This is a genomic window from Denitromonas iodatirespirans, assembly GCF_018524365.1.
GTDB lineage: Bacteria > Pseudomonadota > Gammaproteobacteria > Burkholderiales > Rhodocyclaceae > Nitrogeniibacter > Nitrogeniibacter iodatirespirans.
The window spans coordinates 1-15,957 of the sequence record NZ_JAEKFT010000029.1; the positions used below are offsets into that span (position 1 = coordinate 1).

A 15,957-nucleotide genomic window follows, 5' to 3' on the forward strand; every position below is an offset into this window, starting at 1 on the left:
GCTCGAACCGATCGGGTATATCCCGCCTGCAGAAGCTGAGGCAAACTACTACAGGCAACTCGCCAGCGAGGCCGCCATCCCGGCCTGACTTAAACCAAACGGCCTCCACCGAACCCGGGGCGATTCAAACGGCCTCGTCAAGCAAATCCACATCGGTGTCGCTTCCACGCTCCAATACGACCAATTCTCCACTCTCTCCGTCCGCGTAGTGGTTTAGTAGAATGGCATGCAACGCTTCCGAATTTTTCGATCCGCGGGTCTTGTAGAAAATGTCGTAGACCGCATCCAGGCCGATGCGACCTTCGCGGTACAAGCGCTGAATGAACTCAACCTGGGTGGGTATATTGATTGCCATGCTCATCCTTTAAATACTCCACTGCAATCTGATCCGCACCACAAGGCTCATGGGTTCGACATGGAAGCGCAGAGGAAACTTAACAGCACAGTATTTTGTGCGTTCCAACTCAACAGCCGGATTAGTATTTGACCGTGTAGAGTGCAACAAACAGCACTGGCCATGAATCCATTAACCGGCTGATGAGCGAGGTGATCAATTCACTGGCGATACTCCTCCACCAATGGCGTTGGTCCGCTGCTGAACCAGGTCCAGATCCGGATCCGGGCGCGGCGGCAACTGTGGGGGATTGTATTCGGGCAGCGGCCGGGTGCAAGCGTTTTGCATAGTACGGTGCTACGCCGGGTGTGATCGAGTTCGTGAAGCTTTCGCACTGCACCAACTCCTTCGGCGGCAGTAGCTGCGATGGAAGGTGAGGCGCACGCTCAGACCGGGGGCGATGGCGTCGCACTCTTCCTAGGCGCGGGTAGCGTCGTCGCACAGGCGGGCGGTCTGGTTGCTGGCTTCGGTCAAGGCCTGCTGCAGCTCGATGCGTGGCACCTTGAACAGCGCTCGGCGTTGCACCAGACGCGGATCTCGTCCTTGTCGTTGGGTTCGCCGATGAAGTAATAGGCCAGCCCGGCGGCACACAGCGGCTCGGTAATACCGGCGCGGTCGCTCCGGCGTATTGCGCTTGGCCGCCCGCGGTTGGGCTGCGCGGACGCCGCTCGGCCCGCAACACTGGATTGCCGGTGCTTCCCGTCCTAAGCTTGATCACGGCCACAAGGCACTTGGTAGCGCCCGGCACTGGGCGAAAGGATTACTACATATGCTGGCCAATACGACAGTTACGACGATGCTCCCGGTCGTCGACATGGCTCGGGCGCGCGAGTTCTACGAGAAACGTCTCGGACTGGTGCCCGGCGGGTTCCGACCCGACGGCAAGTTCGTCTATCGGGTTGGGGGCAGCACGCTAGCGCTCTTTCCGAGGCCGGAAGGCACCAAGGCCGAGCACACCGCGATCAGTTTCCAGGTGCCGGACATTGTGGCGAGCATCGACGCGCTGGAAAAGGCGGGCGTCGTGTTCGAGGATTACGATTTCCCCGACTTCAAGACGGTCGATCACGTCTGCGTGCTGGGCGCCGAGAAGGCGGCCTGGTTCAAGGATACGGAAGGAAACTACCTGTGCCTGCACGAAGATATCCCACAGGACGCTCCACTGCCCTCTGACACCTAGATCACCGGGTACCGCGCCACCGCAGACTCATTCCACTCGATGCCGGAACCTGCGCGTTCATCGAGCACAGCGCGACCATCGAGCCCCTCCAGCAGCCGGGCGATGACCGGGTCGGCATATTCCTGCCACTGGGCGGTCGGCGTGGCACACAGCGGGTGGGTACTGACCTCGATGAACAGATGATGTGACAGCCGGATGCCATAGGCGGCGGTCGGCATCTCCAGCCAGCCGCTGACGCCGCCGATCTTCGTCACACCCGGCACTATCAGATCGCAGGCCGAGGCATCGACGGCATGGCGCATCTACAGCGTGCTCCACCAGTTTTCGCCGCACTGCACCGACAATGGTGTGCCGCAAGCCCCGGCACGCTGCGTGGCCGGCCTCGACGAACTCCACTCCGCGTTCGACCTCGTCGAACTCGCGGAAGAGACCGGCCGCGATCTGCGCTCCGCCTTACGCGACAGCCTCTCGCTGCACGCCCGCAACCTCGCCACCAACGCGTTGCGCCTGTCGATCGAACTGACCGACCCGGAGGAGCCGATGCGGGCCGGGGAGACCCAGCACGGCACCCAGATCGAACGCAGCCAGCAACTGTTCGCCGACATCAAGAGTTTGTCCAGCACCGACATGCCGATGCTGTCCGTCACCTTGTGGGAGCTGCGCAACCTGGCCTGACCCACCGTGCGGCGCCAACACGGCGGCGCGCGGGGCAACTGGGCACCACTGGCGCGGCGCCCGGTGGGACGATCTGGTGCCGGGCAACGGCGAGTCGGCTACAGCCGTTGCCACACCTGAACGAGGCCGACCAGATGCACCAGGCCGATCACCAGGCAAATGGTGGAGGAGACCACCCAGAACGCGGCACTATTGCCGGGAAATGCCGGTTGGATCAGTGGAAAGGCCAGCGCCCGGATCAGGTAGATGGCCGTAATGCAGATCAACACACCGCGCACATACGGCAGCGGCCAAATCACCCCTGCGCCCGATAACGCATAGAGAGCCCAGACACTCAGCAGAACGCCAACGGCAAAGGCAACGAGACGAGGATACCAGTGCCCCACTGCCGCCAGGGCGACGATCGGCTCACCAGCCCCGAGCAGCCGGAAGCCATTCGCTCCCCAGAAGATGCACGAGAAATGCAAAACCGCCGCGATCTGGCTGAGCGCGGCACCCATCACGAGCCATGTGTTGTAGGTCATCATCGTCAGGGCTGTCATGTCCGGCCGGCGTGCCGGCTTCAACCGCCAGCACCTGCGTGTAGCCGCGATCAGTCCGCCGACGGCGTCGTGGCCATGGCGCCGCCCTGCATCGCCAGCGCATTGGCTTTTGATTTCAGATAGCGGGCGAGCTGGGCAAAGCGTTGCAGGGGCTCGATCCCGGGATGTCGCCCCGCCTGCTGGGGCAGCGCGTTGACCGACACCGAATGGTGGCGGTCGTCTATGGCAAGTGTCAGCGATGTGGTCGACGCATCGGCAATCCGCAACCGGGGCTCGCCGGCCTGCGACAGCGCCTGGTCAATGGCGTCCGCGTCGATCTCCAGCGCGCCATACCGTGACACAACGGTGTCGAGCAAGGCAGTGGCCTCTGCCCGTGACAGCTGAACTGCCATGCGGGCTCCGCCAGGGCGCGGCGCTCTAACACTGGCAAGGCCAGCGGCAGACAGCGTCAGGAGCGGCCCGTCCGTTCGGGGGCGCTGGCCGCCCGAGATATCGAACACGAGGACGAGATCGGGCTGATCGCCGATCTGGTCGGCGCCAGCGTGGCGCAAGCCGAACCCGCCAGCCACGAGTGCAGCGACACAGCATCGGATCAACCAGCGTGAGATCAACGGCGCTCGCACAGCACCCTCCTGTCAAAACAACGGTTGTGAGATTCACGCCGGCGCAGAAGCATCCTCCTGCGCCGGGTCCTGACGCAGTCGATCAGGCAGCGCGACGGCGCTTGGCAATACCGAGGCCGGCCAGGCCGGTGAGCATCATGAGCCAGGTTTCGGGTTCGGGCACCGGACTCACAGTGGTGTAGCCAATATCACGGAAGGCCCCCAGCGTGGCGTTGCTGAAGGTCGCATTGGCCACAGCATACGGCGTCATCAGCTCGAGGTCGTTCGTGGCGTTCGGCTGGCTTTGGTCAGCGACGCAATTCGGGTCGCCATTGACCTGGGCGCGCCAGCATTCGCTCCAGTGGCCACCACCATCTTCGAGCAGGATGCTCGACACGTTCTGACCGAACTCCTGGTTGAACGCGGCCACGGCCTGTGCGCCGATGTAGTTGTTGCCGGACAGAACACCGTTCTCGGCGAACAAGGTGCCGAAGCCAAGGGCATGAGCCATTTCGTGCTGAACGGAATCGATGAACTCCTGCATTAGGAACTCACCGCGGGTAAACGGCGTGTCGCCCGGCCCCCAGTCCTGCGAGTCGAACTGCATGAAGCCGCTGGTCGGCAGCGTAAATCCTCCCGAGGTCTGGATGAGGTCGGGGCCGGCGTAGGCCAGCGAGTTGTACTCGCCATCTTCCGGCGCGAACGCAGCCGTGATCGTGAACGTGGGAATGCTGATATTGCCCTGGTAGCCGGTGATCTTGCTCTCCCAGAACTGGGCGGCGCTTTCGAAGGCGGCCTTTTGTTGCGTCGAGAAGCTGATCGGTGTGCCGGTGCCCCACGACGGCTGTGTATCGCCGGCTTCTAGAAAATTGATGACAATGTCAAATCCTGGCAAAGCGAGCGCAGGTGTTGCGGACAGCGCCATCGTCACGGCGGCGGCTGACGCGAGCAAACGTGTCTTCATGGAAAATCCTTTGTGCTATCGGGCGACGGTGTCGCAATGGGGTCGTAAATTGCTGTTGGATGAATGCCGTCTGCGCCAGACAGTGCGGATCTGACATGACATCCACCGCGATCGTAACAAGCAAATTACATACCGCAAAAGCATATTCCATTCAGAAACAATTGTTTGACATTCTCCACAGGTACGCACTTGTCATGCACTGTAAAAGAATTCGACAAATAGCGTTGGCCCATCAGCGGGCAATACCGGCACTCCGCCTGCCCAAAGAGAAACGGAGCGCCAAACGCGCTCCGTTTCTCGATCATAGGGCTGCTGCGGCCGGTCACCCTACCCAGTGCCGCGCATTACGGAACATACGCATCCAGGGCGAATCCTCACCGCTGCCGGCCGGGTACCACGACATCTGCGTGCTGCGGTGGGTGCGCTCGGGGTGCGGCATCATGATGGTGAAGCGGCCGTCGGCGGTGGTGACACCGGTGATGCCCTCGGGCGAGCCGTTGGGGTTGAAGGGGTAGCGCTCGGCCACCTCGCCGTGGTGGTCGATGAAGCGGATGGCGCGGATGACCGACGCCTGCGCATCGCCCTCGAACACTGCCCGGCCTTCGCCATGCGAGACGACGATGGGCATGCGGCTGCCGGCCATGCCGTCGAAGAAGATCGACGGGTTGTCGAGAATCTCGACCTGGCTGAAGCGGGCCTCGAACTGTTCGCTGCGGTTGCGGTGGAAGGTGGGCCAGTGCTCGGCGCCGGGGATGATGGGCGCGAGGTGCGACATCATCTGGCAGCCGTTGCACACGCCGAGGGCAAAGGTATCGTCGCGGCCAAAGAAGGCTTCGAAGGCGTCGCGCAGCTTGGGGTTGAACAGGATGGACTTGGCCCAGCCCTGCCCCGCACCGAGCACGTCGCCGTACGAGAAGCCGCCGCAGGCGGCGACGCCTTTGAAGTCGGCCAGCGCGAAGCGGCCGTTCTGCAGGTCGGACATATGCACGTCGAAGGCTTCGAAGCCTGCGCGGGTGAAGGCGGCGGCCATTTCGACATGGGAGTTCACGCCCTGCTCGCGCAGCACTGCGATGCGTGGGCGAGCGCCGGTGGCGATCATCGGGGCGACGATGTCTTCGTTGGCATCGTAGGTGAGGCGCACGCTCAGGCCGGGGTCGGTGGCGTCGGCGATGGCGTCGAACTCTTCCTGGGCGCAGGTGGCGTCGTCGCGCAGGCGAGCGATCTGGTAGCTGGTTTCGGTCCAGGCCTGCTGCAGTTCGATGCGCGGCGCCTGGAACAGCAGCTTGGCGTTGCGCCAGACGCGGATCTCGTCCTTGTCGTTGGGCTCGCCGATGAAGTGGTAGGCCAGCCCGGCGGCACGCAGCGGCTCGGTGATGCGGGCGCGGTCGCTGCGGCGGATCTGCACCACGGCGCCGAGTTCTTCGGCGAACAGCCCGCCGAGGAGCTTGTCATGGAAGCGGCCCTTGAGGGTGTCGGGCTTCTTGTCGAGGCCGTCGACATCGTTCATCCACTCGTCGTAGCAGACGGTGTCGAGCACCAGCGACAGGCCGCAGTGCGAGGCGAAGGCCATTTCGCACAGCGTGGCCCACAGGCCGCCGTCGCTGCGGTCGTGGTAGGCGAGCAGCAGGTCGTCCTGGCGGAAACGCTGGATGAGCGCGAAGAATTGCTTGAGCTGCTCGGGGTCGACATCCGGCGCGTGCTCGCCGACGCTGTTGTAGGCCTGCGCCAGCGCGGAGCCGCCGAGGCGGTTGCGGTTGTTGCCCAGGTCGATGAGGACCAGCTCGGTGTCTTCATGCGCGAGTTGCTGGAGCTGCGGCGTGAGCGTGCGGCGCACGTCCTGCACCGGGGCGAAGGCGGTGACGATGAGCGACAACGGCGAGACCACCTGTTTGTCGTTGCCCTCCTCCTGCCAGGCGGTCTTCATCGACAGCGAATCCTTGCCGACCGGGATCGACAGGCCAGCGCGCTGGCAGAACTGCGAGACGGCGGTAACGGTGTCGAACAGGCGCGCATCTTCGCCGCGGTGGCCGGCGGCGGCCATCCAGTTGGCGGAGAGCTTGATCTGCTTGATGTCGGCGATGTCGGCGGCGGCCACGTTGGTGATCGCCTCGCCCACCGCCATGCGGCCACTGGCCGGGGCGTCGAGGCAGGCGACCGCGGTGCGCTCGCCCATGGCGAAGGCCTCGCCCTTGTCGCCATGGAAGCTCATCGAGGTGACGGCGACGTCGGCGACCGGCACCTGCCACGGGCCGACCATCTGGTCGCGTGCGGTGAGGCCGCCCACGCTGCGGTCGCCGATGGTGATGAGGAAGTTCTTGGAGGCCACGGCCGGCATGCGCAGCACGCGGCGGCAGGCGTCGTCGAGCGTCAGGTCGGTGAGGTCGAAGGGCGGCAGGAACACGGCGCGGCGCGACACGTTGCGTGTCATTTTGGGCGGCTTGCCGAGCAGCACCGACATGGCCATATCGACCGGCTTGTTGTCGAACTGGCGGTCGGTCACGGTGAGCTGGCCATCGTCGGTGGCCACGCCGACCACCGCGAAGGGGCAGCGCTCGCGCTCGCAGAGGGCGCGGAAGGCGTCGAGCGATTCGGGGGCGATGGCCAGCACGTAGCGCTCTTGCGACTCGTTGCTCCAGATCTCGCGCGGGCTCATGCCCGGCTCTTCGATATGGATTTCGCGCAGCTCGAATCTGGCGCCGAGGCCAGCCGAGTCGGCCAGCTCGGGCATGGCGTTGGACAGGCCGCCGGCGCCGACGTCATGGATCGACAAAATCGGGTTGGCTTCGCCCTGCTGCCAGCAGCGGTCGATCACTTCCTGGCAACGGCGCTGGATCTCGGGGTTGCCGCGCTGCACCGAGGCAAAGTCGAGATCGGCCGCGTTGGTGCCGGTGGCCATGCTGGAGGCCGCACCGCCGCCGAGGCCGATGAGCATGCCCGGGCCGCCGAGCTGGATCATCAGCGTGCCGGGGGCGAACTGTTCCTTGAAGGACTGCTCGGCCTGGATGTTGCCCAGGCCGCCGGCGATCATGATCGGCTTGTGATAGCCGCGTACCTCGCCCTGCACTTCCTGCTCGAAGGTGCGGAAATAGCCGGCCAGGTTGGGACGGCCGAATTCGTTGTTGAAGGCGGCAGCGCCGATCGGACCTTCGATCATGATGTCGAGCGCCGAGGCGATACGCTCGGGCCGGCCGTAGGGCGTCTCCCACGGCTGCTCGAAGCCGGGGATCGCGAGGTTGGACACCGAGAAGCCGGCCAGGCCGGCCTTGGGCCGCGAGCCGCGCCCGGTGGCGCCCTCGTCGCGGATCTCGCCGCCGGCGCCGGTGGCCGCGCCCGGGAAGGGCGAGATCGCCGTCGGGTGGTTGTGGGTCTCGACCTTGGCGAGGATGTGCTGCGTTTCGGTGCAAAAGCGCCATTGGCCGTCGGCGTTCGGATAGAGCGCATCGACCGTGGCGCCTTCGATCACCGAGGCGTTGTCCGAGTAGGCCACCACGGTGCCCTCGGGCTGCGCCTTGTGGGTCTCGCGGATCATGCCGAACAGGGTTTTCTCTTCGGGCCGGCCGTCGATCACCCAGTCGGCGTTGAAGATCTTGTGGCGGCAGTGCTCGGAGTTGGCCTGCGCGAACATCATCAGCTCGACATCGGTCGGGTTGCGGCCGACACGGGTGAAGTTGTCCACCAGATAGTCGATTTCATCGTCCGACAGCGCCAGGCCCAGTTCGCGGTTGGCTGCCTCGAGCGCACCACGACCGGCGCCGACCACGTCGACCGTGGTCAGCGGCTGCGGGCTGTAGTGATGGAACAGCGCCTCGGCCGCTTCCATGCTGTCGAGCACCGATTCGGTCATGCGGTCGTGAATCAGCGGCAGTATCGCGGCGCGCATCGCCCCCAGGCCGCCCTTGGCCCGCACCGTGTAGGCGATGCCGCGCTCGATGCGCACCACGGCGTCGAAGCCGCACTGACGGGCGATGTCGGTGGCCTTGGACGACCAGGGCGAGATGGTGCCCAGCCGCGGCGTCACCAGCAGCAGCTCGCCCTCGGTGGGGGCGTCGAGGCCGGGGTGGGCGCCGAGCAGATCGGTGAGCCGGCCCATGGCGACCTCATCGAGCGGAGCGCTCAGCTCGATGAAATACTGAAACTCGGCATAGACGCCGTGAAAACGCGGGATCGTGCGGCCAAGCGTTTCGCCAAGGCGGGCCAGGCGGGGGGCCGATAGCGCCGATGCGCCGCGGAGAGTAAGGATTTCAGTCATGTGATCGACGGGGACAGGCAGAGGATGTGTGCGGTGCGCCCATGGGCGGCGGCCGGCAAAAAACGAAGGCGGAATTATACCTGAGCCAGCGCACCGGCACGGGCGCCGATTGCGCCATCGAGACGCCCGGGCGTTGCGGTGCGCGAGCGTCGCCCAGCGCGCTGAGGCTGATAGAATCCGCTTTTTGTTACCGCGCCTCCTTCATGACCCCTCACCCGGCCAGCGCTTCGCTCCCCATCGGCTGGTGCCTTGCGCCACCGCTGGTGCTCGGCCTGGCGGCGCTCGCCACCCTGCTCGGCGATGGGAACATGGCGGGTTTCGTCACGCTCAACCAATGGTCGAGCGCCCTGCCCGGCGGCTTTTGGGCATCGGTGACCGATACGGCCAGCGTCCTGTCGGCGGGGGCAGTGCTGGCGCTCTGCCTCAATGTAGCGCCGCGCGCGGTGTTCGCCGCGGTCTTGTCCTGGCCGGCCGGCATCATTATGGTGCGGGGTCTGAAATATCTGCTCGATGAGCCGCGCCCGCAGGATGTGCTCGCCACCGACAGCCTGCAACAGATCGGCGTCACGCTGTCGGGCCACAGCTTTCCCTCCGGCCACACGGCCACCGCATTTACCTTGATCGCTGCGTGGATCCTGACCACGCCGGCCTGCCGCCGCGCCCTGCCGGCCATCCTGTTGTTGCTGGCCGGCGCACTGGTCGGCCTGTCGCGCATTGCCGTGGGCGCGCACTGGCCGGGTGATGTGCTGGCCGGCGCCGCCGTGGGCTGGCTGTGCGGCACGATCGGCGCCGGGCTGGCCAGCCGTTGGCCGCTGTGGCGCTCGCGCCGTGCCCTGCTGGCGCTGGTGGCGGCCGGCATCGTGGTGTGCCTGGCGCGGGTGTTCGTCGTCACCGGCTATCCGCAAGCGCAGCTTTGGTCAACCGCGCTCGGCCTGGCCGGGCTGGTGGCCCTGGGGCGGGCCCTCCAACGTTTGCCGGCCGCACGCCCATGAGCGTCAAGCGCATCTTCGCCGTCCTTGTGACGCTGGCCCTGCTGGCATGGTTCGTCTCGGCCGGGCAATGGTCTGCCCTCGGCGCCCTGATCCGCGAGACGCCGATCGGCTCGCTGGCCATCGCCGCAGCCGGTTTCGGGCTCAGCTATCTGCTGCGCGCCCTGCGCGTGTGGGACGAATTCCGCCATGACGCCAGCGGCCGTTTCGGGGCCTGCCTGCGCATCGTGCTGATCCACAACGCCATGGTGAATGTCGTCCCCTTTCGCGGCGGCGAGGCGGCGTTTCCGATCCTGCTGGCGCGCAATTTCGGCACGCCGCTGGGGCGCGCCGTGGCCTCGCTGGTGTGGTTTCGCCTGCAGGACGCCTTCGTGGTGATGGCGCTGGCGCTGGGCATCTGGCCGGGCTTGCCGGCCTGGCTGCGCGCGGCCGGCATGCTGGCGGTCGTAATCACCGCCTTTGGTCTGCCGCGCTGGGCGCGCCGCGCGCATGCCTGGCACGAAGGCAGCCCGTGGCAGGCCCGCCTCGGCCGACTGCGCAACGCCTTCGCCAACTCGACCCGCCATGCCCGCTTCGGCTGGCTATGGACGATCGCCAACTGGTCGGTCAAACTGGCGGCCCAGGCATGGCTGCTGTCGGTGCTGCTGAGCGCATCGATCGTGGTCGGCGCTGCCGGCGCGCTGGGCGCCGAACTGGCGGCCATCCTTCCGGTCCAAGGCGTGGCCGGTTTTGGCACCTATGAAGCCGGGGCGGCGGCGGCGCTGCTGCCCAACGGCATCGATTTTGAAACCGGACTGCAGGTGGCCCTGGCCCTGCATCTTTTTGTCATTGCATGCTCCTGCGGTGCCGGCGCCCTTGCCTGGTTGGCCGGCCTGGGCATGCCATCCGCCCCAAAACAAGGCATTGATCGTCAATGAACACTTCTCCGTTGCCGCACGCTGAGCCGCGCATCCCCGACAACCTGCCCAAGCACCGCCTGTCGGTGGTGGTGCCGATGTACAACGAGGCGGAAAACGTCGAACCGCTGCTCGAGCGCATCCATCTGGCGCTGGGGCCCTATCCCTGGCCGTGGGAAGTGGTGCTGGTCGATGACGGCAGCTCCGACGCCACGCCGATGGAGCTGGAGCGCTGCGCCAAGAAATTCGGCCCGCATGTGCGCGTGGTCGTGTTGGTGCGCAACTTCAAGCAGACCGCTGCCATGCAGGCCGGCCTCGACGCCGCCCGCGGCACGGTGATCGCCACCATGGACGGCGACCTGCAGAACGATCCGATCGACATCCCGCGCATGGTCGGCCGCCTGCTCACCGAAGACCTCGACCTGGTCGCCGGCTGGCGCAAGGACCGGCAAGACGGCCTGTGGCTGCGCAAGATTCCGTCGCGCATCGCCAACCGCCTGATCGCCCGCCTGACCGGCGTGCAGCTCAAGGATTACGGCTGCAGCCTCAAGATCTTCCGCGCCAGTGCGATCAAGAACGTGCGCCTGTACGGCGAAATGCACCGCTTCATCCCGGCCTGGCTGGCCACCGTCACCACACCCAAGCGCATCGCACAGGAAGTGGTGGCGCACCACCCGCGGGTGTTCGGGCAGTCGAAGTACGGTATCTCGCGCACCTTCCGCGTGGTGCTCGACCTGGTGTTCGTGTACTTTTTCATGCGCTACCGCACCCGGCCGGGGCACTTCTTCGGCGGCATCGGCATCGCGCTGGGCGGCGTCGGCGGGCTGATCCTGGCCTATATGGCGGCGATCAAGATCTTCCTGGGCGAGTCGATCGGCACCCGGCCCTTGCTGTTCGGCGGCTTCTTCCTGGTGATCGCCGGCGTCCAGATGGTGACCTCCGGCGTGCTGGCCGAGCTGCTTGCCCGGGTGTATTTCGAATCCGGCATCACCAAGCCCTACCTCGCCCGGCCGACACAGGAAATGTCCGACGCCGCCGGCTGGGCGCAGCACGCCGAGCACGCCGAATGACAGCAGCTGGCGGACAGCCGCGGCGGATCGTCGGTTGGCTGGTATTCCTCCTGCCGCTGATCAGCTATCTGGCCTTCCTGGGCAGCTACCCGCTGTTCGATGTCGACGAGGGCGCATTCTCCGAGGCCACCCGCGAGATGTTCGAGCGCGGGGATTTCCTCTCGACCTACCTCGACGGCGAGCATCGCTTCGACAAGCCGATCCTGATCTACTGGCTGCAGGCGCTGGCCTATCTGGTGCTGGGGCCCAGCGAATGGGCCTTCCGCCTGCCCTCGGCACTGGCGGCGATCGGCTGGAGCTACGCCACCTGGCAGTTCGCGCGCGAGCGTTTCGGCGCGCAGACCGCGCTGGCCGCCTTGCTGGTGGTGAGCACCGCCATCGGGCCCTTCGCCATCGGCCGTGCGGCGACCGCCGACGCCCTGCTCAACCTGTGGCTGGCGCTGGCCTTGTTCGATGCCTGGCGGCACCTGGAATCCGGCCGGCGTGCGCCGCTGCTGCGTACCTATGTGTGGATCAGCCTCGGCGTGCTGACCAAGGGGCCGATCGCCATCATCGTACCGGTGGCGGTGACCTTCCTCTATTGCCTCAGCCGGCAGCAGTGGCGCACCTGGCTGCGCGCGATCGGCGACCCGGTCGGCTGGGCGCTGCTGGTGGTGCTGGTGGTGCCCTGGTATGCCGCGGCGCTGGGCATCCACGGGCAGAAGTTCATCGACGGCTTCATCCTCAAGCACAACGTCAAGCGCTTTACCGGCACGCTAGAAGGCCATGCCGGCAGCCTGTTCTACTACGTGCTCGCCGTGCCGCTGCTGCTGCTGCCCTGGACCGGCCCGCTGTTTGCCGCCTGCCGCCAGATCCGCAAGGACATGGCGACGGGTGTGCGGCACTACCTGTGGGTGTGGGCGGCGTTCGTGGTGGTTTTCTTCAGCCTATCGGGTACCAAGTTGCCGCATTACGCGCTGTATGGCGCCACGCCGCTGTTCCTGCTGATCGCCGCGCACCGCTTCGACCATGGCCGCACCTGGGCGCATGCGATTGCGCCGACCGTGCTGTTCGTGCTGTTCGCGCTGGCGCCGGCGATCTTCGGCTTCCTGGCCGAGAGCGAGGCCGGCAACGCCTTCTACCGCGCTCAGCTGTCGCGCGCCATGGACCTGGCCGGCCTGCCCTATTACGCGGTCACCCTCGGTGCGCTGGTGCTGTGGCTGGTGCTGCTGACGAGCAAGACCACCGGCACCTGGCGCAAGCTGGCGGTTGCCGCGGTCCTGCAGATCGCGGTGCTGACCAGCACCGTGGTGCCCTATGTCGGCGAGGTGTTGCAAGGGCCGGTGCGTGACGCCGGCCTGAAGGCGCACGCGCTGGGCGAGTCGGCGGTGCGGATGCGCTTCGACGCGCCGAGCTTCAGCGTCTATGCGCAGGCGCCGACTCCGTCTCGAGCGCCCGAGCCGGGCGAGTTGGTCATAACCCGCATCGACCGCGTCCCCGAGGCCGGTTTCGACACCGTGTTCGCCGAAGGCGGCGTGGTGCTGCTGCGCCGGCAAACGCCATGAACGCGGCGCAGTCCTTCCGCTGGCTGGCGCTGATCGCGGTGGCGGTGACCGGCTACCGCATCTGGGTGATCGGCCATCTGGGCATCGATCCGTATGTGGATGAGGCCTATTACTGGGGTTGGTCGCAGGCGCTCGACTGGGGGTACTACTCCAAGCCGCCAGTCATCGCCGCCACGATCGCCGCCGCCGAAGCCTTGCTCGGCCATACGCTGCTGGCGCTCAAGCTGCCAGCCTTGGTGTGCTACCCGCTGACCGCGCTGCTGCTCAATGCGATCGGTTGCCGCATGTTCAGCCCACGCGTCGGTTTCTGGTCGGCGCTGGCCTTCCTGACCCTGCCACTGGTGTCCACGCTCGGCCTGTTCGTCTCCACCGATGCGCCCCTGCTGCTGTTCTGGGCGCTCGGCATCTACGGCCTGGTGATGGCCCGCCAAACCAATGCCTGGCGGCACTGGCTCCTGGTCGGCGCGGCCTTCGGCCTCGGCATGATGTCGAAATACACCATGATCGCTTTTGCCGGCTCGGCGCTGCTCGTCCTGCTCGCCGAACCCGGCGGGCGGCGCCAGTTGCTTGGTGCAAAACCGTGGGTGGCTTTTGCCCTCGGGGTGCTGATCTTCACGCCCAACCTGTGGTGGAACGCGCATCACGATTTCCCGACCTTCCGCCATACCGCCGAGATCACGCGCCTGGAATCCCGCGGTCTGGCGCCCGGCGAGTTTGTCGAGTTCATCGGTGCGCAGTGGCTGTCCTTCGGCCCGCTGCTGACGCTGGGCCTGCTGTGGGCCTTTTTGCGCACGCGGCGGCTGTGGCATGACGAAGCCTATCGCCGCCTGCTGCTGTTCGTGCTGCCGCTCCTGCTGCTGGTGTCCTTTCAGGCGCTGACCGGCCGCGCCAACGGCAATTGGGCTGCTCCGGTGTTCGTCGCCGCCAGTGTGCTGGTCATCGCTTTTTTGGCCGACGCCGGCCGCTGGAAGCTGGCGATCGGCGCGGTGGCGCTCAATGCCGTGCTCGGCGTGGTGGTCTATCACCTGCCGGACATCGCACGCGGTATCGGCGTCGAGCTGACGGCGAAGAGCGACCCCTACAAGCGGGCACGCGGGTGGTTTGCGCTGGCCGACCAGATCGCGCCCTTCGTCGCCGCCCATCCCGGCGCCGTGGTCGTGGCCAAGGATCGCGAAACGCTCGCCCAGGTCATCTACAGACTCCAGCCGCCTCACTACGCCAGCTGGAATCCGGACGGCGGCGTGGCCGACCATTATCAGCTGACCACCGACCTGAACCGCTACCGCAATCGCCCGGTGCTGTTCCTGTCGCGCACCGGGCAGATCGACGATGTGGCCGCGCATTTCGAGACGGTCAGCCCGCTCGGCGAGGTGGTGGTGCCGGTGCATCGCAACTTCGAGCGGCGCCTCAGCCTGTTTCTGCTGAGCGGCTTTCGCGGCTACCCGGAATGAACAAAGGCGGCCCGCGGGCCGCCTTGTCCTTCCCTGCCTGGTTGCGGCTTAGCGCGCGGCTCGGCTGAACAGGCCCTTGACGGCCTCCTGGATATCGGCCGGCATCACCACCACCTTGGCGTTGTCGGACTGGCTCAGGTCCCGCATCGCCGCGATGTATTTCTCACCCAGCACGAACTGCAGCGGCACCGGATTCTCGCCGACCGCACTGGCCACCCGGCGAACCGCCTCGGCCGAGGCCTCGGCCAGCATCACCTGGGCACTGGCATCGCGCTTGGCCGCTTCGAGACGCGCCTCGGCTTCCAGCACGGCGGACTGCTTTTCGCCTTCGGCACGCGTGACCATGGCCTTGCGCTCGCGCTCGGCGGCCGCCTGCATCTCCATGGCCTTCTGCATCGACTGCGACGGGTTGATGTCCTGGATCTCGACCGACTTGACCGTCAGGCCCCAGTCGACCGCTTCGTCCGCAATGCTCTCGCGCAGCCGCGCCTTGATCTTGTCGCGCGAGGACAGCGCCTCGTCCAGATCCATCTCGCCGAGGATCGAGCGTAGCGTGGTCATGATCAGGTTGCGGATGGCTTCGCCGAAGTCGGTCACGCCATAGACCGCCTTGACCGGGTCGGTCACCTTCACGAAAGCCACCGCATTGGTGAGGATGACCGCGTTGTCGCGGGTGATGACTTCCTGCTCCTGGACATCGAGGATCAGGTCCTTGGTCACCAGCTTGTAGGCGACGTTGTCGAGGTAGGGAATGATGATGTTGAGGCCGGGGATGATTGTGCCGTGGTACTTGCCCAGGCGCTCGACGATCCATTCCTCGCCTTGCGGAACGATGCGCACCCCCTTGGCAATGGTGATGATCACGAAGATCAGCACCGCGACCATGACGATCAGGACGTCGGACATGCTTTTTCCTTAGTGTTGTTGTTTGATGACTTTGACGTAGCTGCCTTCGACCGACACGACCTGCACCCGCTCACCCGCGGCGATGTTGTCGTCGGCCCGGCATTCCCACTGCTCGGCCCCGAGCACGGGCTTCTGGAAGCGCACCTGGCCGGGCTGGTAAGGCGCCACCAGGGTGGTCAGCAGACCGATCTCGCCGATCGCCGCGCCGCTGGTCTGCCCCACCCGGGTCTTGTGGGCGTCGGTACGAAACACGCGAAACCACATGACCGTCAGCGCGACCGATGCCAGGGTCCATGCCAGCAGCTGGGTGGTCAGGGACAGGCCGGGCGCCAGCAAGAGCAGCAAGCCGAGCAGCACCGCGCCGAGCCCGAACCAGATGATGAAGAACGCCGGAATCGCCAGTTCGGCCAACATCAGGACGATACCCAGCACCAGCCAGTGCCACCAGGCAGGAAGCCATTCCATTGCGGATTCTCGGGTGAGTGCTGCGTGAGTGAC

The 15,957-nt window shown here is 66.0% G+C and carries 15 protein-coding genes; 7 read left to right on the plus strand and 8 right to left on the minus strand.

Going from position 1 to position 15,957, the window contains the following annotated elements:
- Positions 1 to 124: 124 nt before the first annotated feature.
- The gene (locus I8J34_RS19560; RefSeq protein WP_214363319.1) at positions 125 to 361 is read right to left on the minus strand and encodes a hypothetical protein; all 237 of its coding nucleotides are present in this window, start codon (positions 359 to 361) and stop codon (positions 125 to 127) included.
- 802 nt (positions 362 to 1,163) lie between these two features.
- On the opposite strand from I8J34_RS19560, the gene I8J34_RS19565 reads away from it, so the two are divergent.
- Positions 1,164 to 1,571 (plus strand): VOC family protein, encoded by a 408-nt coding sequence (locus tag I8J34_RS19565; protein WP_214363320.1) that lies wholly within the window; start codon positions 1,164 to 1,166, stop codon positions 1,569 to 1,571.
- Here the strand turns inward: I8J34_RS19565 and I8J34_RS19570 are convergent.
- Entirely contained in the window at positions 1,568 to 1,873 is a 306-nt protein-coding gene (locus I8J34_RS19570; RefSeq protein WP_214363321.1) for an enolase C-terminal domain-like protein, read from the minus strand. The two genes, I8J34_RS19565 and I8J34_RS19570, sit on opposite strands and share 4 nt — an antisense overlap.
- Before the next feature lie 7 nt (positions 1,874 to 1,880).
- Here I8J34_RS19570 and I8J34_RS19575 point away from each other — a divergent pair, with 7 nt between their 5' ends.
- Positions 1,881 to 2,246, plus strand: a complete 366-nt coding sequence (locus tag I8J34_RS19575; protein ID WP_214363322.1) for a hypothetical protein — start codon at positions 1,881 to 1,883, stop codon at positions 2,244 to 2,246.
- 98 nt (positions 2,247 to 2,344) lie between these two features.
- Here the strand turns inward: I8J34_RS19575 and I8J34_RS19580 are convergent, their stop codons facing one another.
- From I8J34_RS19580 to purL, 4 genes are all read right to left on the minus strand, one after another.
- Positions 2,345 to 2,773 (minus strand): hypothetical protein, encoded by a 429-nt coding sequence (locus I8J34_RS19580; protein ID WP_230411924.1) that lies wholly within the window; start codon positions 2,771 to 2,773, stop codon positions 2,345 to 2,347.
- 65 nt (positions 2,774 to 2,838) lie between these two features.
- The gene (locus tag I8J34_RS19585; protein ID WP_214363323.1) at positions 2,839 to 3,180 is read right to left on the minus strand and encodes a hypothetical protein; all 342 of its coding nucleotides are present in this window, start codon (positions 3,178 to 3,180) and stop codon (positions 2,839 to 2,841) included.
- Between the two features lie 313 nt (positions 3,181 to 3,493).
- Positions 3,494 to 4,354: a PEP-CTERM sorting domain-containing protein gene (locus I8J34_RS19590; RefSeq protein WP_214363324.1), complete on the minus strand. Its 861-nt coding sequence runs from the start codon at positions 4,352 to 4,354 to the stop codon at positions 3,494 to 3,496.
- A 322-nt stretch (positions 4,355 to 4,676) separates the two neighbouring features.
- Positions 4,677 to 8,603: a phosphoribosylformylglycinamidine synthase gene (gene purL, locus I8J34_RS19595; RefSeq protein WP_214363325.1), complete on the minus strand. Its 3,927-nt coding sequence runs from the start codon at positions 8,601 to 8,603 to the stop codon at positions 4,677 to 4,679.
- A gap of 203 nt (positions 8,604 to 8,806) precedes the next feature.
- Here purL and I8J34_RS19600 point away from each other — a divergent pair, with 203 nt between their 5' ends.
- From I8J34_RS19600 to I8J34_RS19620, 5 genes are read left to right on the plus strand one after another with little or no spacing between them, the layout of a single operon-like run.
- Positions 8,807 to 9,595: a phosphatase PAP2 family protein gene (locus I8J34_RS19600; protein WP_214363326.1), complete on the plus strand. Its 789-nt coding sequence runs from the start codon at positions 8,807 to 8,809 to the stop codon at positions 9,593 to 9,595.
- A complete protein-coding gene (locus tag I8J34_RS19605) occupies positions 9,592 to 10,509 on the plus strand; it encodes a lysylphosphatidylglycerol synthase transmembrane domain-containing protein (protein ID WP_214363327.1) in 918 nt (305 codons plus the stop codon). The genes I8J34_RS19600 and I8J34_RS19605 overlap by 4 nt, the downstream gene beginning before the upstream one ends.
- Positions 10,506 to 11,558 carry a glycosyltransferase family 2 protein gene (locus I8J34_RS19610; protein WP_214363328.1) on the plus strand — a complete coding sequence of 351 codons (1,053 nt, stop codon included), beginning with the start codon at positions 10,506 to 10,508 and terminating at the stop codon, positions 11,556 to 11,558. The genes I8J34_RS19605 and I8J34_RS19610 overlap by 4 nt, the downstream gene beginning before the upstream one ends.
- Complete coding sequence (locus tag I8J34_RS19615; RefSeq protein WP_214363329.1) at positions 11,555 to 13,102, plus strand: ArnT family glycosyltransferase; 1,548 nt, start codon at positions 11,555 to 11,557, stop codon at positions 13,100 to 13,102. Before I8J34_RS19610 ends, I8J34_RS19615 begins: the two co-directional genes overlap by 4 nt.
- Positions 13,099 to 14,553: an ArnT family glycosyltransferase gene (locus tag I8J34_RS19620; RefSeq protein WP_214363330.1), complete on the plus strand. Its 1,455-nt coding sequence runs from the start codon at positions 13,099 to 13,101 to the stop codon at positions 14,551 to 14,553. Before I8J34_RS19615 ends, I8J34_RS19620 begins: the two co-directional genes overlap by 4 nt.
- A 48-nt stretch (positions 14,554 to 14,601) precedes the next feature.
- Here the strand turns inward: I8J34_RS19620 and I8J34_RS19625 are convergent, their stop codons facing one another.
- Positions 14,602 to 15,459, minus strand: coding sequence for an SPFH domain-containing protein (locus I8J34_RS19625; RefSeq protein ID WP_214363331.1), 858 nt, complete (start codon positions 15,457 to 15,459; stop codon positions 14,602 to 14,604).
- Between the two features lie 9 nt (positions 15,460 to 15,468).
- On the minus strand, positions 15,469 to 15,924 hold the full coding sequence (locus I8J34_RS19630) for an NfeD family protein (protein WP_214363332.1): 456 nt from the start codon (positions 15,922 to 15,924) through the stop codon (positions 15,469 to 15,471).
- Positions 15,925 to 15,957 lie beyond the last annotated feature (33 nt).

Coding starts and splice junctions, on each gene's coding strand:
- purL (WP_214363325.1), bottom strand. CDS start 8,603: ATGACTGAAATCCTTACTCTCCGCGGCGCATCGGCGCTATCGGCCCCC.
- I8J34_RS19560 (WP_214363319.1), bottom strand. CDS start 361: ATGAGCATGGCAATCAATATACCCACCCAGGTTGAGTTCATTCAGCGC.
- I8J34_RS19585 (WP_214363323.1), bottom strand. CDS start 3,180: ATGGCAGTTCAGCTGTCACGGGCAGAGGCCACTGCCTTGCTCGACACC.
- I8J34_RS19605 (WP_214363327.1), top strand. CDS start 9,592: ATGAGCGTCAAGCGCATCTTCGCCGTCCTTGTGACGCTGGCCCTGCTG.
- I8J34_RS19600 (WP_214363326.1), top strand. CDS start 8,807: ATGACCCCTCACCCGGCCAGCGCTTCGCTCCCCATCGGCTGGTGCCTT.
- I8J34_RS19580 (WP_230411924.1), bottom strand. CDS start 2,773: ATGATGACCTACAACACATGGCTCGTGATGGGTGCCGCGCTCAGCCAG.
- I8J34_RS19565 (WP_214363320.1), top strand. CDS start 1,164: ATGCTGGCCAATACGACAGTTACGACGATGCTCCCGGTCGTCGACATG.
- I8J34_RS19620 (WP_214363330.1), top strand. CDS start 13,099: ATGAACGCGGCGCAGTCCTTCCGCTGGCTGGCGCTGATCGCGGTGGCG.
- I8J34_RS19630 (WP_214363332.1), bottom strand. CDS start 15,924: ATGGAATGGCTTCCTGCCTGGTGGCACTGGCTGGTGCTGGGTATCGTC.
- I8J34_RS19625 (WP_214363331.1), bottom strand. CDS start 15,459: ATGTCCGACGTCCTGATCGTCATGGTCGCGGTGCTGATCTTCGTGATC.
- I8J34_RS19615 (WP_214363329.1), top strand. CDS start 11,555: ATGACAGCAGCTGGCGGACAGCCGCGGCGGATCGTCGGTTGGCTGGTA.
- I8J34_RS19590 (WP_214363324.1), bottom strand. CDS start 4,354: ATGAAGACACGTTTGCTCGCGTCAGCCGCCGCCGTGACGATGGCGCTG.
- I8J34_RS19610 (WP_214363328.1), top strand. CDS start 10,506: ATGAACACTTCTCCGTTGCCGCACGCTGAGCCGCGCATCCCCGACAAC.
- I8J34_RS19570 (WP_214363321.1), bottom strand. CDS start 1,873: ATGCGCCATGCCGTCGATGCCTCGGCCTGCGATCTGATAGTGCCGGGT.